The organism is Phascolarctobacterium faecium DSM 14760, assembly GCF_003269275.1.
GTDB classification, from domain to species: domain Bacteria; phylum Bacillota; class Negativicutes; order Acidaminococcales; family Acidaminococcaceae; genus Phascolarctobacterium; species Phascolarctobacterium faecium.
The window spans coordinates 365,957-380,128 of sequence record NZ_QLTS01000001.1 but is presented as its reverse complement, the minus strand read 5'-3'; the positions used below and the strand labels follow the sequence as shown (position 1 = coordinate 380,128).

15 protein-coding genes are annotated in these 14,172 nt (G+C 41.6%); 13 read left to right on the top strand and 2 right to left on the bottom strand.

Annotation, left to right across the window (positions count from 1 at the left end):
- Positions 1-5 precede the first annotated feature (5 nt).
- A complete protein-coding gene (gene pepT / locus C8D73_RS01785; protein ID WP_211305763.1) occupies positions 6-1,229 on the top strand; it encodes a peptidase T in 1,224 nt (407 codons plus the stop codon).
- A gap of 345 nt (positions 1,230-1,574) precedes the next feature.
- On the opposite strand, the gene C8D73_RS01780 is transcribed toward pepT, so the two are convergent.
- On the bottom strand, positions 1,575-2,267 hold the full coding sequence (locus C8D73_RS01780; protein WP_113077133.1) for a DNA alkylation repair protein: 693 nt from the start codon (positions 2,265-2,267) through the stop codon (positions 1,575-1,577).
- 81 nt (positions 2,268-2,348) lie between these two features.
- On the opposite strand from C8D73_RS01780, the gene C8D73_RS01775 reads away from it, so the two are divergent.
- The gene (locus C8D73_RS01775) at positions 2,349-3,182 is read left to right on the top strand and encodes a deoxyribonuclease IV (RefSeq protein ID WP_113077132.1); all 834 of its coding nucleotides are present in this window, start codon (positions 2,349-2,351) and stop codon (positions 3,180-3,182) included.
- A gap of 49 nt (positions 3,183-3,231) precedes the next feature.
- Here C8D73_RS01775 and C8D73_RS01770 read toward each other — a convergent pair whose 3' ends face one another.
- Complete coding sequence (locus C8D73_RS01770) at positions 3,232-3,438, bottom strand: DUF1858 domain-containing protein (RefSeq protein WP_021717647.1); 207 nt, start codon at positions 3,436-3,438, stop codon at positions 3,232-3,234.
- 166 nt (positions 3,439-3,604) lie between these two features.
- Here C8D73_RS01770 and C8D73_RS01765 point away from each other — a divergent pair, with 166 nt between their 5' ends.
- From C8D73_RS01765 to C8D73_RS01715, 11 genes are all read left to right on the top strand, one after another.
- Positions 3,605-4,099 carry a YbaK/EbsC family protein gene (locus tag C8D73_RS01765; RefSeq protein ID WP_197714921.1) on the top strand — a complete coding sequence of 165 codons (495 nt, stop codon included), beginning with the start codon at positions 3,605-3,607 and terminating at the stop codon, positions 4,097-4,099.
- Between the two features lie 128 nt (positions 4,100-4,227).
- A complete protein-coding gene (gene rlmD, locus C8D73_RS01760; protein ID WP_021717649.1) occupies positions 4,228-5,604 on the top strand; it encodes a 23S rRNA (uracil(1939)-C(5))-methyltransferase RlmD in 1,377 nt (458 codons plus the stop codon).
- Positions 5,605-5,703: 99 nt separating this feature from the next.
- A complete protein-coding gene (locus tag C8D73_RS01755; protein WP_113077131.1) occupies positions 5,704-6,828 on the top strand; it encodes a radical SAM protein in 1,125 nt (374 codons plus the stop codon).
- A gap of 14 nt (positions 6,829-6,842) precedes the next feature.
- Complete coding sequence (locus tag C8D73_RS01750; protein ID WP_046430047.1) at positions 6,843-7,649, top strand: TrmH family RNA methyltransferase; 807 nt, start codon at positions 6,843-6,845, stop codon at positions 7,647-7,649.
- Between the two features lie 97 nt (positions 7,650-7,746).
- Positions 7,747-8,394, top strand: coding sequence for a CatA-like O-acetyltransferase, family 3 (locus C8D73_RS01745; RefSeq protein ID WP_021717652.1), 648 nt, complete (start codon positions 7,747-7,749; stop codon positions 8,392-8,394).
- Positions 8,395-8,518: 124 nt separating this feature from the next.
- Complete coding sequence (locus tag C8D73_RS11515; protein ID WP_349196054.1) at positions 8,519-8,635, top strand: hypothetical protein; 117 nt, start codon at positions 8,519-8,521, stop codon at positions 8,633-8,635.
- 40 nt (positions 8,636-8,675) lie between these two features.
- Positions 8,676-9,962: an L-cysteine desulfidase family protein gene (locus tag C8D73_RS01735; RefSeq protein WP_113077130.1), complete on the top strand. Its 1,287-nt coding sequence runs from the start codon at positions 8,676-8,678 to the stop codon at positions 9,960-9,962.
- A 38-nt stretch (positions 9,963-10,000) separates the two neighbouring features.
- Positions 10,001-11,401: an AsmA family protein gene (locus C8D73_RS01730; RefSeq protein ID WP_113077129.1), complete on the top strand. Its 1,401-nt coding sequence runs from the start codon at positions 10,001-10,003 to the stop codon at positions 11,399-11,401.
- Positions 11,402-11,435: 34 nt separating this feature from the next.
- Positions 11,436-12,014, top strand: coding sequence for a cache domain-containing protein (locus tag C8D73_RS01725; RefSeq protein ID WP_113077128.1), 579 nt, complete (start codon positions 11,436-11,438; stop codon positions 12,012-12,014).
- A gap of 23 nt (positions 12,015-12,037) precedes the next feature.
- The gene (locus C8D73_RS01720) at positions 12,038-13,702 is read left to right on the top strand and encodes a bifunctional diguanylate cyclase/phosphodiesterase (RefSeq protein ID WP_113077127.1); all 1,665 of its coding nucleotides are present in this window, start codon (positions 12,038-12,040) and stop codon (positions 13,700-13,702) included.
- Positions 13,665-14,144: a GNAT family N-acetyltransferase gene (locus C8D73_RS01715; protein ID WP_113077126.1), complete on the top strand. Its 480-nt coding sequence runs from the start codon at positions 13,665-13,667 to the stop codon at positions 14,142-14,144. Before C8D73_RS01720 ends, C8D73_RS01715 begins: the two co-directional genes overlap by 38 nt.
- Positions 14,145-14,172: the final 28 nt, after the last annotated feature.

The following is a 14,172-nucleotide window of genomic DNA, read 5'->3' as shown; positions in this document are numbered from 1 at the left end:
TAAAAATGATTGAACTCAGTAAAGATAAGATTATTGAACGTTTTCGAAGCTACGTCGCTTTGGATACGGCTTCTGATGATAAATCAGAAACTTCGCCCAGTACGGCAAAGCAGTTAAAGCTGGCAAAACTACTGAAGTCTGAACTTTCAGGTTTGGGTTTGGATGACGTAGCACTTACAGAATATGGTTACGTACTGGCTGTATTGCCGGCTAATACGAATGAAAAACTGCCTGTTATCGGGTTGCTTGCTCATATGGATACCAGTAATGAAGCATCGGGAGCGAATATCAAAATGCAGGTGCATTCTGCCTATGACGGCAGTGAGCTGGACCTTGGCAAAGGGGTTAAATTGAGCCCGAAGGAGTTTCCAGAATTAAAAAATTATCTGGGACAGGAAATTATAACCTCGGACGGTACGACTTTGCTGGGAGCCGACGACAAGGCTGGAGTATGCGCTATTGTTTCAGCCTGTGAGTATTTACTTGCACATCCGGAAATCAAGCATGGCAAGATACTTTTGGCGTTTACCCCTGACGAAGAAATAGGACGGGGAACGGAGCATTTTCCTCTGACAGATTTTAGTGCTGATTTTGCCTACACAGTTGACGGCGGCGCTGTTGGTGAATTGAATTATGAAACCTTTAATGCCTGCAATGCCACGGTGACATTTTATGGAGTTTCGGTACATCCTGGTTCTGCTAAAAATAAGATGCGCAACGCTGTGACGATGGCAGCCAAGTGGCAGATGCTGCTGCCTGCCGGCGAGTGTCCTGAATATACTGAGCTGTATGAAGGGTTTTATCACAGTCTGCGTATCAATGGCGGTACGGATAAAGTTGAGCTGGAAATGATTTTGCGCGATCATGACAGGAAGAAGCTGGAAGATCGTAAAACACTGCTGCTGCATATGGTGGATTGTCTGAATGCTGAATACGGCGCGGGCAGCGTTGTTTGTAAAATGGAAGATGTCTATTGTAATATGAAGGAATATATTATGCCTGTTTATGAAATAATTGAACGGGCTGAAAATGCAATGCGTGCAGCTGGAATCGAGCCGCATCTAGTACCGGTACGAGGTGGTACTGACGGTGCAAGGCTTTCAGAAATGGGGTTGCCATGTCCCAATATCTTTACCGGCGGGCATAATTTCCACGGGCGTTTTGAATATTTGCCGGTGCCTTCCCTGCTAAAATGTGTGGAAGTGCTGGTTAAACTGGTGCAAAAGTAGGCGGAATGATGGGCGCAGAGAAATAAAACAGAAAAACTGACATTTGCAGCTTTGCTGACGGCAGTATTTGCCGTTACGGCGCTGCTCTTTAAAGGTTTTGTTATTATACCTATACCATCAATAACGGAATTAAGGCCTGTTAATGCATTTCCTTTGATTTTTGGTCTGTTGTTTGGCAATTAGGAGCTGTTGCCTCGGCTTTCTGTATTCTTTTTCTTCAACTATTCCAATGAAATCGGTCAGTTGGCGATTTTGATACCCATGAGTATTTTAGCAGTAGCGATGCTGCTGAGCATGGCAAAATAATAAAACTCCCGTCTTGAATAAAGACGGGAGTTTTATTATTTATTTACGCTTCATATTTTGCAGCAGGGCTTTATCTGCATCGCTGACACGGAAGGATTCACGACATTTCTGAAGGGCTTTGTTGTAAGTAAAGTCATCAAGTTCATTATTTTGAAAAAGTACCATTGTTTTAGCTCGCTGCTTGACGAAGCACAGCGATAAAGCCCAGGCTACGGCCATTTTTACGTAATAACCTTCGTGTCGTACATTGTTCAGTTCTTTCAGTGTACTGTCGATATATGTGTCATCATTGTAATAATTCATCAGCATTACAACAGCAAACCGCAGTTCATATTCTCTGGGAGAAGCAAGATATTGCTGCAGAAATTCGCGTCCCTGAGCCTGATTTTTTTTGAAAACTTTCAAACCGCCGCAGGTAACATCACAAACAGCCCAATTGTCGATGCGGGGAACAAAAATATTGAGATTTTCCAGCAGCTCAGTAAAATCAATTTTCAGTAAACCTAAAATCATACCGCATAAGGTTGCTTCTTCACTGTAGACAAAAGGTTCGTATAAGGCTTTCTGCAGATAAGTAGGGTAATCTCCATCCCGGAGGATTTCATTTGCCAGTTTTCTCAATACAGGGATACGGATGCCGATGATGTTATCGATACCGGGACAAAGGGCACTGTGAAATTTCTGATATTTGGTGTCCTGCAGGCTCAGCAGGTGTTCTCGTAATGCTTGCATGGTCAAACTTTTCCTTTCAACAGGCTTGATATGTTATAATTATAACGTATTTTTAAAAGCTTTGTAAATCTAGGAGGGTCTATGCTCAATATTGGTTGTCATTTATCGTCGGCAAAAGGCTATTTGCATATGGGAGAGGAGGCACTGGCTCTTGGTGCCAACACCTTTCAGTTTTTTACACGTAATCCACGCGGAGGCAGAGCCAAAGCGATCGATACAGAGGATATCAGGGCTTTACTGGCGCTGATGCGGGAGAATTCTTTTGCGCCGCTCCTGGCACATGCGCCTTATACACTCAATGCCTGTTCGGCAGATTCTAAAATAAGGGATTTTGCACGTATGGTAATGACTGAGGATTTGCAGTTGCTGGAGCTGCTGCCTGGTACAAGATATAATTTCCATCCTGGCAGTCATGTAAAACAGGGAGCAGAGCAGGGAATAATCATGATAGCAGAATTGCTGAATGAAATCCTGCGTCCTCAGCAGCAGACAATGGTGCTGCTGGAGACTATGGCTGGTAAAGGCAGTGAAGTTGGGCGAAACTTTACGGAACTGCGTTCGATTATCGACAGAGTGGAGTTGCAGGGAAAACTGGGGGTATGTCTGGATACCTGTCATGTTTTTGACGGCGGCTATGATATAGTTAATGATTTGGAAAGTGTTTTGGAGGAATTTGATAAAATTATTGGTTTGAAACGTCTTTTAGCTGTTCATATCAATGACAGCCTGAATATTTTGGGCAGCCATAAGGACCGGCATGCAAAAATAGGTCAGGGGAACATTGGATTGGAAGCGCTCAGCGCTGTCACTAATCATCCTCAGCTGAAAGACTTGCCCTTTTATTTAGAAACACCGAATGAATTGCCTGGGTATAAAGCTGAGATAGCTTTATTGAGATCATTGTACAAGTGGTAATAAAAAACAGTCTGACGTTTAAACGTCAGACTGTTTTTTATTAAGAAGATCATTTTGCAGCAGCAACAGCCTTGTTGATGTCGGCAATAAGCGCTTCAACATCAATGCCGTGAGCGCCTGCTCCCTGGCCGATGGTTTCGTAATGAGCTGCCATGCAGCCAACACAGCCCAGACCATATTTAGCAAACACTTCCAAAATTTCAGGATGTTGTTGAACAGCATCGATGATGCCGGTATCTTTAGTAATGATATCCATGGATAAACCTCCTTTAACAGGTACTTTGATTTGTCAGAGAGACTTGTCTGTGTTAAAATTACAACAGATGCCTGTATGACTTCATGTATGGATATATTATAGCACAGAAAGTATAAAAATAAAGCTGTTAGTTGTGGCAGAATTGCAAAAGAAATGTGAGGGATGGATGATGGAAATGGAAGAGCATGCAGAAGAATATGAAACAAGTTTGAAAAGAGTGCAGGAAAGCCTGCAGGCTTATCCGGAACTGGAAATAAAAATATTGCCGGGATCAACACATACTGCGGAATTGGCGGCTCAGGCTTTGGGCACAACGCCGGGACAGATAGCCAAAACCTTGTGTTTTTTAGCTGATGGCAAGCCGATTTTGATTGTTGCCTGCGGCGATAAGAAAATAGACACAAAAAAATGGGGCCGTGCCATCGAAGCGAAAAAAATCAAAATGGCAGATGCGGAAACTGTAATGCAAATCACAGGTTTTGCGCCCGGAGGAGTATGTCCGTTTGCCTTGCGTCAGCAGGTTTCAGTTTATCTGGATAATAGTTTGAAAGAGTATGACATTACTTTTATTGCTGCAGGGACACCTCATTCAGCTTTGCCGATCAGTGCTGAAATGCTGGAAAAGGTAACTGGAGGTAGTTGGGTAGATGCAACTAAATAATAGCTGATTATTTTGGCAGAAGGTGAAAAAGTTCGCTTTTCTGCCATTTTATTTAAACTGTAAAATGAAGAAACTGTATAGATTTGTGGTATAATTTAGTTGTTGAAAATTTAATTTAGGAGAATTTTATGAGCGTTGATAATAAATTTTTAGTGCGTGATAAAATAACTTTAAAAGTAACAGGATTAGGAAGCAGCGGTGAAGGTGTGGGCAAGACTGATGGATTTACGGTCTTTGCACATGGCGCCTTAGCAGATGAGACAGTAGAAGTAGAGCTGGAACAGGTGAAGAAAAATTATGCGTCAGGGAAAGTAACGGCCATTCTGGAAGCATCACCTGAGCGGGTAGAACCATTATGTCCTGTTTATGAAGCCTGCGGTGGTTGTCAGCTGCAGCATTTAAACTATACGGGGCAATTAAAGGCTAAAGAACAGCAGGTTCGCGATGCGCTTTTTCGGATCGGGCATTTACAGGAAGTCAAAGTTCTGCCGATCATCGGTGAAGAAGATCCATGGCATTATCGTAACAAAATGCAGTTCCCGGTTGCATTTGAAAATGGAATTTTGGAAATCGGATGTTATGCTGCGGCTACACATAAAGTAGTCGGCGTTGAAAACTGTCTGATCCAGAAGCAGCGTAACAATGACATTATTGCTGTTGTCCGTCAATGGATGCGGCAGTATGAAATCTCTGCTTATGATGAAAAAACAGGTAAGGGCGTAGTCCGCCATGTTATGGGCAGGGTTGGTGTTAACACTGGTGAGGTTATGGCAGTTATCATTACTGCCGGTTACGATATTCCACATGGCAAAGAGCTGGTCAAAATGCTGCGTGATGCTGTTCCGGGCTTGAAAAGTGTAGTGCAGAATATCAACAAAAAACAGACCAATATCGTGATGGGTAATAAAACACGCTTATTATATGGTAAAACGACGATCAAAGACCGTTTGGGAACTTTAAAATTCAATATTTCTGCGCAGTCGTTTTTTCAGGTAAACAGTGCCCAGGCTGAAAAACTTTATAACAAAGCGATTGAATTTGCGGCTTTGAGCGGTGGTGAAACCGTTGTTGACTGTTACTGCGGAACCGGTACAATTTCTCTGTATTTGGCAAAACATGCCCAAAAAGTTTATGGAATTGAGATTATAGCTTCTGCTATTGAAGATGCAAAACGTAATGCTGAAGATAATCGCTGTGATAATGCTGAATTTATTTTAGGGGATGCTGCTGTTAAAATGCAGGAACTGGTAGAACAGGGTGTGCGTCCCGAAGTTGTGCTGCTTGATCCGCCTCGTGCTGGCTGCGAAGAAAAAGTGCTGGCTGCTATTGCGCAGGTCATGCCACAGCGTATAGTTTATGTTTCCTGTAATCCGGCTTCGCTTGCCCGCGATTTGGCTTATCTGGAACAGAACGGTTATCAGGCTGAAGTTGCCCAGCCGGTAGATATGTTCCCGATGACGCATCATGTAGAGACTGTTGTATTGATGACAATAGTAAAAAAATAAAATTATGGAGCCCGGTTGCCAGGCACTGCAATTTACGCAGAGCGGAGAGCAATGGATTGATTAAGTAGATTGTATTGTAGACAAGGAGCAGTAACAGATATGAAGATTTCTAAGAAGGATGCTTTGTCATGGTTTGAATTTTTTGCACAATTGCCTGCAGGGGAACAGCTTCTGGTTAAACAGCAGGAAATTGTTTATGCCACATTCGCACAGATTGAGGCAGTTGTTATAAAAAGAAAAGAAGAGCTTATGGAACAAATTCCCGGTTTGAAAACATTAAAGGACAGAACACTTTTTGTGGGACCAGATGAAAAATTTCCTGATGGGTGCCGTTCATGTCTGTTGGGCAGCGGGCTGACAGCTATCAGAAAAACCAATAAATGCAATCTGCAGTGCAGGTTTTGCTATAATTATGGCGAGCTGGATGCTATTGAACCGGTAGGAGAGGGGATTTGGGTCATTGGCGGGACCAAGTTTTATGAAAATGACATTGATCTGTTGTTGGAAATCCATAAAAAACCTACAGGGGTTGCCTATGTATATTTAGAACCTTTTATGGAAATCGAGAAATATTATAATATTATTCAAAAATTTAACAAGGCTGGTATTTATCAGCATCTATATACTAACGGCACTCTGGCTACGGAAACAACGCTTAAAGCATTGGGGGAGGCTGGCCTGAATGAGCTTAGATTTAATTTAGGAGCTTCCGGTTGTGCTGATAAGGTCATTGAAAATATTGGCATAGCAAAAAAGTATATCAAAAAAGTCGGCATTGAAACGCCTATGACCAATGAGTTTTTTGAAAAATTCTTTTTGAAAAAACAGGCTGTTTTGGACACGGGATTAGATTTTATTAATTGTGCGGAGCTGCATTTGAATCCCAATAATATTGAGAATTATTGGGGTGAAAAAATGTATATTGCCCGCCATGGATATATATCACCAATCTGGAGCCGCGAACTGACACTCAGATTTATGGCAGCCGCAGCAAAAGAGAAATGGAATTTGGTTGTACATGATTGCTCTAATGATACCAAGTTTGCCAGAGATTTGAATTTAGGTACCAAAGAGGGTAAATGGTTCGGGGCCAGCAGTTATACGTCTGAATTTTTAGAGATCCCCTATGCCGTATTTTTGCCGGTCCTGCGTGATGAAGAATTTCATTTTTTAGTTGAAGAAGAGCTGCCAAGCGGCTATAACCCGGGAGAGATGCTTTTCTAAGAAAGAGTGGCATAATGGCAAATATTATAGAAATAAATGACATTTCTGCTCCTGAACTGGAAGTATTCACAAAATTGACTGAAAAGCAGCTGCGCCATAAGCTGGAACCGGAAAAGGGCATCTTTATCGCTGAAAGCGGCAAAGTCATAGAGTTGGCGCTTGCTGCTGGCTGTGAGCCGATTTCCTTGTTGATGGAGCGCAGACATATCACGGGACAGGCCCAAAATATTCTTGCTCGGTATGAGGATGTTACAGTCTATACCGGGGACAGGGATGTGCTGGCTGGACTGACAGGATATAAGCTGACCCGCGGTATCCTGTGTGCTATGCGTAGGCCCAGGCTGCCTTCAGTACAGCAGATATGTTTTCAAGCCAGGCGGGTGGCGGTATTGGATAATATCACGGATGCAGCCAACATAGGAGGAATATTCCGATCGGCAGCGGCGTTAGGTGTTGATGCGGTACTTGTGATGCGCTCCTGCTGTGATCCTTTATGCAGAAAAGCAGTACGTGTCAGTATGGGAACGGTATTTCAGATACCTTGGACTTATATAGAAAACAATGTCAAAGAGCTGGGAGAATGGGGCTTTAAAACAGCTGCAATGGCTTTGTGTGAGCATGCTGTCAGTATAGATGATCAGGCGCTGATGGCAGAGGGCAGGCTGGCTTTGGTTTTTGGTACAGAGGGCTACGGCTTATCTCAGGCTGCGATTGATGCGTGCGATTATGTTGTGAAGATCCCTATGGAGTACAATGTGGACTCACTTAATGTAGCTGCTGCAAGCGCTGTGGCGTTTTGGCAATTGCGATGTCAACAATAAATTGGAAAAAAGATTCTTTGGAATTATTTGAATACTTAATTTATGCAAACTTGTTAAACGGCCAAAGTTGATTTGTGTTGTGTAAAAGGTGGTAATTATGGATTATAAAGTTTTAGATATGGAAAAGTATTATCGTAAGGATATTTACAGGCATTTTACGATGGACTGTAAATGTTCGGTTATGATTACATCCAAGATCGATGTTAGTGAACTTGTTGCATATTCAAAACAAACTGGAACTAAATTTTATATCAATTTTCTGTATGTCCTGACCAAGGCGCTGAATACCAGAGATGACTACAAAATGCGGTATTTGTATCAGGAAGATAAGTTAGTCGTATTTGATAAAATCAACACTGCGCATTATGTTTTCCACGAGGATACGGAGACTTTTACAGTAGTTTATACAGAGTTCAGCGAAGATTACCAGGCTTTTTATGACAGATGCTGCGCTGATATGGAAAAGGCTAAACAGACCCGCAGTTATGGTCTGGACGGCAGTAAATTAAACTATTTTGATGCTTCCTATATTCCCTGGTTGTCATATGAAGCACTACATGTAGAACTGCCTGACGGACATCTGCATTTCCCTCCGATTATAAACTGGGGAAAATATCACAGTGAAAATGGCAGATTGCTGATGCCTGTGACGGTGAGAATGAATCATGCGATTGCTGATGGTTATGTAGTTTCCAAAGCATTTTTATTGCTTGAGAAAGAAATTGAAAGATTGGTTGAAGACTGAACTAATGGATTAGAACCATCGTTTCACATTGCTTTTAGAGTTATGTTATTTTAAAGCGCTGTAGCTTGGCGCTGCTTCGAAAGTAGTTCCGGTGGATAAATTCAGTATAGTCATCACTTTGGTGATGGCAGCGGTATTTTTACATGAACAATTTACTGTAAAAACAATTATCGGTTCTGTCCTTATTACTTTTGGGGACTTTTATTATGATTTTATAAAGAGTCACAGGTCAGATGTATAGAATAATTAAGAATAAATCATAAATACAGAGGGGTAAGCAGATGATAACAAGGCAAAAATACCAGGATTATATCAATGTGCTGAAAGAGGAATTGATTCCGGCGATGGGGTGTACTGAGCCTATTGCTATTGCTTATGCCGGAGCTATTGCCAGAGAGCATTTAGGCTGTTTGCCTGAACGTGTAGAAATTGAGGTCAGCGGTAATATCATCAAGAATGTAAAAAGTGTTATTGTACCGAATACAGGGGGACTGCGCGGTATTGAAGTGGCAGCGGCAGCAGGTATTGTGGCAGGAGATGCCGCGAAGGAGCTTAAAGTTATTTCGGAAGTGAGTACAGAAGCAGTTGCCGTAATTCATAAATTTTTAGAAAGCACACCAATAACAGTTAATTTTTCTGATAGTAAAAAAATCTTTGATATAATGATCACTGTTTATGGTAATGGCCATTCTGCTTATGTACGCATCTGTGAGTTTCATACAAATATAGTGGAAATAAGAGAAGATGATAAATATGTGCTGCAGAAAGATATTGCAGTCGAAGACAGTTTGGGCTTTACAGATCGTGGATTTATGAATGTACAGGAGATTATTGAATTTGCTGATACTGCAAGAATAGAAGATGTTAAGGATATTCTTGATCTTCAGATCGAATGTAATGTTAATATTTCAGAGGAAGGCTTGGCTGGCGATTATGGAGCTAATATCGGTAAGGTCCTTTTAAAGACTTATGGAACGGATGACGTAAAAATAAGAGCTAAAGCCAAAGCAGCTGCCGGTTCTGACGCCAGAATGAACGGCTGCGAGATGCCAGTCGTGATCAATTCCGGCAGCGGTAATCAGGGGATTACTGCCTCCATACCAGTTATAGAGTATGCTAAGGAGTTGGGTGTTTCTGACGAGAAACGTTATAGGGCCTTGCTGGTATCTAATCTGATCACGATCCATTTGAAGTCAGGTATCGGCAGGCTGTCGGCTTACTGCGGTGCAGTCAGTGCCGGCTGTGCCAGTGGTGCCGGTATTGCGTATCTGTATGGAGGCGGTGTTGATGAAGTTTCTCACACGATCGTCAATTCTCTGGCAATAACTTCCGGTATTATCTGCGACGGCGCTAAAGCTTCGTGCGCTGCTAAAATAGCTACGGCTATCGATGCAGGTATATTAGGTTATCATATGTATAAAGAAGGGCAGCAATTTTACGGAGGCGATGGTATCGTCAGCAAAGGTGTTGAGAACACTATAAAAAATGTGGGGCAGCTGGCTAAAGAGGGAATGGCTACTACTGATCAGGAAATTTTGAAGATTATGACGAAAACACAGAGTATTTAAGCGTAGCTGAAACAGTCCGCTCAAAGGATAGTGATAATATGCAGATAAAAAAGAAATATATTTATATCGCTTTGGGACTGTGGGCGCTTGTGACAGTTACTTATTTTACTTTGTGTAAAATAGCCAGTGATCAGGCTATGCTTATTTTTAATAAAACTATGTCTGCTCAAAAAGTGCTCAAAGGCTCGGTGACGCTTGGCAGTATTGATGCCGACATTTGGGGGCGGGTAGAGTTTCAGAATCTTGTCTGGCTTGATATTGACGGTCAGCCTATCGTACATGTGCCGCAGGGACGTTTCAAGGTGCGGACATGGGATATTATTACCAGAAGTATCAGTACATCTACTATTAAGGAACTGGAATTGGACAACGCTTTGTTTGCCGTAAGATTCAACAGAAAGATGCAGTTGGATATTTTTGAGCAGGCACAGGCCAAAAGAGTTATTGACCGGGCTGAACAAAAGGAAGCTGTTTTGTCAGGAAACGAAACAGCAGCTGAACTTGAACATATAGCGCAGGAAAAGATCGTAGTAAAGGAAAGGCATCCTGGAGACAGGCATGAATTGAATCTGGATTTAGAAAATAAGCGGCTGAAAATGCGTGTTGTTTTTAATAACTGTACCTTAACTGCCGGTTATCATAACCGTTATTTTGTACTGAATGAAGTTAATGCAATAATTGATATTGATACGCAGAAAAAGCTTACGATTGATTTTGTGACTGGAAAATTTGGCGGCACTATGGTTGGCGATGGGGTGGAAATAAAGGGAAACATCAATTTAGCGCAGCAGATTCCCCATTACGATCTGCATTTGGAACTGTATAATGTGTTACCTGCCTCATTGGGGATCGCAGATATCAAAGATACGGTTTCTATCACTGCTGCCGTCACCGGCGAGCTTCCAAGCCCTGTTATCGATGGTCATTTGACTTTTAAAGAATTGAATATTCCGGGATTGCATTTTTCTAAGGTCAGAGGTGATTTGCATTATGAAGATGCACTGCTGAAATTCACTAATGTAACAGGAAATGTTTTTGGCGGCACAGTCGAAGCTTTTGGCGATTATCATCTGGATACAAAATATTATAATATTGATGCTTTGGGACATGATTTGCTGGGCAGCATTGCTGCACGTAACGGTAAAATAAAATGCAAGGTAGAACTGGATTTTAAGATTCGTTCCCAAGGTGACCCTAAAACTGCTTTGACCTATGGCAGTTTTAGGTCTGGAAAAGGGTCATATTATATAATACCTTTCGACAGTATCAGCGGCGAGTTTTCCAATCAAAATAAACGTCTGGAGTTTAAAAATGTTGTCATTGAAACAAAAATGGGGACAATCAAAACAGATGCTTTTGAAATAGTGAAGGGTAAGCTGCATATTGGCGAGATCTATTTGGAAGAGCCTGAGAGCGGACAAACTGTTAAAATAATCTGACTGAAAATGTTTCGGAAATTGGAGGAAGACAGCGATGGGCAAATATAAAAGGCTTTATGGCACGCTTTTGTTGGGTTTGATTGCCATTATTATTTTGTTGACTGCTGTTTTTTCCTATAGCAGAAGCATTGAAGAAAGCTATAAAGAAGAAAACATCAATTCACTGAAAGAACTTTCCAATCAGGGAGCATTGATGCTGCATAACGAAATCAAAAACAAGCAGAATCTTTTAGCAGAACTTTCACATGATGTCAGCCGGATTTTTGTTAATGATCCCCAGGCAGCAGCTGCTTATTTGAAGGAAGCGGCTGAGCGTAACAGCTTTAAGCGGATTGGAGTAGTATTACCTGATGGACGTGCTTATACGACTGATGGTATTCAACTGAATATTTCAGAACGTGAATATTTTGTCAAGGCACTTCGTGGGCAGACGACTGTTTCACGCAATCTTGACGATTATACTGACGGCGGACGGATAGCTGTTTATGCAGTACCTATTCTTGAAGATGACAGTAATAAGCCGAGCGGGGTTTTATTTGCGACCTATAGCCTGGATACTTTCAGAAAAACTATTGAAGTATCTTTTTTGGCGGTGCCGGATATTCTTATGTAGTACAGGAAAATGGCGACGTTGTAGTGGATTCACAGCATACAGAAAGCTTCAAAAACTTTAGGAATGTTTATGCTGCCCTGCTGACAGCAGACCCGGTAAATAATAAAGACAGCGCAGAAAAACTCTGGCAGATGATCAACAGCAAAAAAGGCGGTTATATTGAATTTTATAACGGCAGTCAGAAATATATGTACTGTTCACCGATTGGTGTAAATAACTGGATGCTGCTGACGGTAACTCCAGCCAGTGTTATTGAAGATAAGACTAATATGGTTCTGAATAAAACTTATTTGCTGGGTATTTTATTGATTGCGATTTTTTTACTGTTTATCTGGCATATTATGCGTATTCACACCCGCAATCAAAAGGAACTAATGGATATCGCTTATGTCGATGAAGTTACTGGCGGGCATTCTTTTGCCAAATTTTTTAAAGAAGCAGAACTGTTATTGCCTGAAACAGATAAGAAAACAGCTATCATAAGTATGGATATCGACGGCTTTAAATATTTCAACGATATGTTTGGCTATGGAGAAGGCAATGACCTTTTGCGTTATATTTGGCAGGAAGTAAAAGCAAGCCTGAATGAAGGCGAAATATTAGCGCATGGTGTTGCCGATACATTTATTTTTTTGCTGCGATTTGATACGAGAGAAGAACTGCTTTGGCGTATCAATGATTTATGTCTGCATTTGAATAACTATATTACAAAAAGCGGACAGGTCTATAAACTATCCCTTTCTATGGGTATATACGAGGTTGACGGTGAAACTGATGATATCGTCAGTATGGCAGACAGAGCTTATATTGCCCGGCAGACAATAAAAAATAAAGGTGACACAGCCTGGGCTTTTTATGACGGAGCCGTACGTGATAAGCTGTTGCACGAAAAAGAAATTGAAAGTCAGATGGAAAAAGCTTTGGCTGAAGGCGAATTTATTGCTTACTATCAGCCCAAGTACAGTACCAAAGAGCAGAAACTTATCGGTGCAGAAGCTTTAGTACGCTGGCGCAGAAGTAACGGTATTATTGTTCCGCCCTATCAATTTGTGCCGCTTTTTGAACGTAATGGATTTATCAATAAGGTTGACCGTTATATGTTCGAACTCGTCTGTCGCCAGCAGATGCGTTGGCTTAAACAGGGGCTTATACCTGTGCCAATATCAGTCAATATGTCGCGGATGTGCCTGTATGATCCGCATATTGTTGACGAATATATCGGTGTTTTGAATGGAAGCGGTTTGTCTGCTGCTTATATAAAGCTGGAGCTGACGGAAAGTGCCTTTTTTGAAAATATCAGTATTATGAATAATGTTATCGAAGCATTGCATAAAGTTGGCATCAAAGTCTTGATGGATGATTTTGGAACCGGTTATTCTTCGATGATGATGCTTAAAAATGTAGCTATCGACGTTTTGAAGCTGGACAAAAGCTTTGTCGACGATATTGGGGATGACCGCAGTGAAAAAATCATTTCAAATATCATTTATCTGGCTCATTCTCTGCAAATAGAAGTGACTGCCGAAGGAGTAGAGACTGCAGCGCAGTTTGAATTTTTGAAAAGTGTTGGCTGTGATTATATTCAGGGGTATTATTTTGGTAAACCGCAGCTGGCTGAAGATTTTGCGGCGTTGCTGCAAAAAGAATTTTATGATGGAAGTGATGCGGGTGCTGATAAGAAAGGCTGAATTACAGGATGTAAGAGCTGTGTACGCTCTGATTTGTGAATTAGAGGAGCAGGATTTGCCGCTGCTGGAATTTGAAAATATCTTCGGTAGTTTATTGAAGCTGCCGGAACATTTTCTCATGATTGGTGAAATTGAGGGCAGAACCGTTGCATTTTTACATTTGCGCGTAGAAGGACAGCTGCATCATGCCGCAAAAATAGCAGAGATTTTAGAATTTGATGTGGAGCGATCCCATCGCGGCAGGAACTTAGGGCAGCAGTTTTTTGCTTATGCGGAGAAGCTGGCCCGGGACAATGGTTGTATTCAGTTTGAACTAAGCAGTAATATGCTGCGGGAAAAGGCGCATTGCTTCTATGAACGGCAAGGCATGCATAAATTTCACTATAAATTTACGCTCCCTCTGTCTGGAAAAACAGTAAATGAAAATAAGTTAGGTATTTAAAAGCAACGGCTCTGTCAGCTGTTGCTTT

Excerpts from the sequence above, each read along its gene's own strand:
- pepT (WP_211305763.1), top strand. The coding sequence starts at position 6 with ATGATTGAACTCAGTAAAGATAAGATTATTGAACGTTTTCGAAGCTAC.
- C8D73_RS01780 (WP_113077133.1), bottom strand. The coding sequence starts at position 2,267 with ATGCAAGCATTACGAGAACACCTGCTGAGCCTGCAGGACACCAAATAT.
- C8D73_RS01775 (WP_113077132.1), top strand. The coding sequence starts at position 2,349 with ATGCTCAATATTGGTTGTCATTTATCGTCGGCAAAAGGCTATTTGCAT.
- C8D73_RS01770 (WP_021717647.1), bottom strand. The coding sequence starts at position 3,438 with ATGGATATCATTACTAAAGATACCGGCATCATCGATGCTGTTCAACAA.
- C8D73_RS01765 (WP_197714921.1), top strand. The coding sequence starts at position 3,605 with ATGATGGAAATGGAAGAGCATGCAGAAGAATATGAAACAAGTTTGAAA.
- rlmD (WP_021717649.1), top strand. The coding sequence starts at position 4,228 with ATGAGCGTTGATAATAAATTTTTAGTGCGTGATAAAATAACTTTAAAA.
- C8D73_RS01755 (WP_113077131.1), top strand. The coding sequence starts at position 5,704 with ATGAAGATTTCTAAGAAGGATGCTTTGTCATGGTTTGAATTTTTTGCA.
- C8D73_RS01750 (WP_046430047.1), top strand. The coding sequence starts at position 6,843 with ATGGCAAATATTATAGAAATAAATGACATTTCTGCTCCTGAACTGGAA.
- C8D73_RS01745 (WP_021717652.1), top strand. The coding sequence starts at position 7,747 with ATGGATTATAAAGTTTTAGATATGGAAAAGTATTATCGTAAGGATATT.
- C8D73_RS11515 (WP_349196054.1), top strand. The coding sequence starts at position 8,519 with ATGGCAGCGGTATTTTTACATGAACAATTTACTGTAAAAACAATTATC.
- C8D73_RS01735 (WP_113077130.1), top strand. The coding sequence starts at position 8,676 with ATGATAACAAGGCAAAAATACCAGGATTATATCAATGTGCTGAAAGAG.
- C8D73_RS01730 (WP_113077129.1), top strand. The coding sequence starts at position 10,001 with ATGCAGATAAAAAAGAAATATATTTATATCGCTTTGGGACTGTGGGCG.
- C8D73_RS01725 (WP_113077128.1), top strand. The coding sequence starts at position 11,436 with ATGGGCAAATATAAAAGGCTTTATGGCACGCTTTTGTTGGGTTTGATT.
- C8D73_RS01715 (WP_113077126.1), top strand. The coding sequence starts at position 13,665 with ATGATGGAAGTGATGCGGGTGCTGATAAGAAAGGCTGAATTACAGGAT.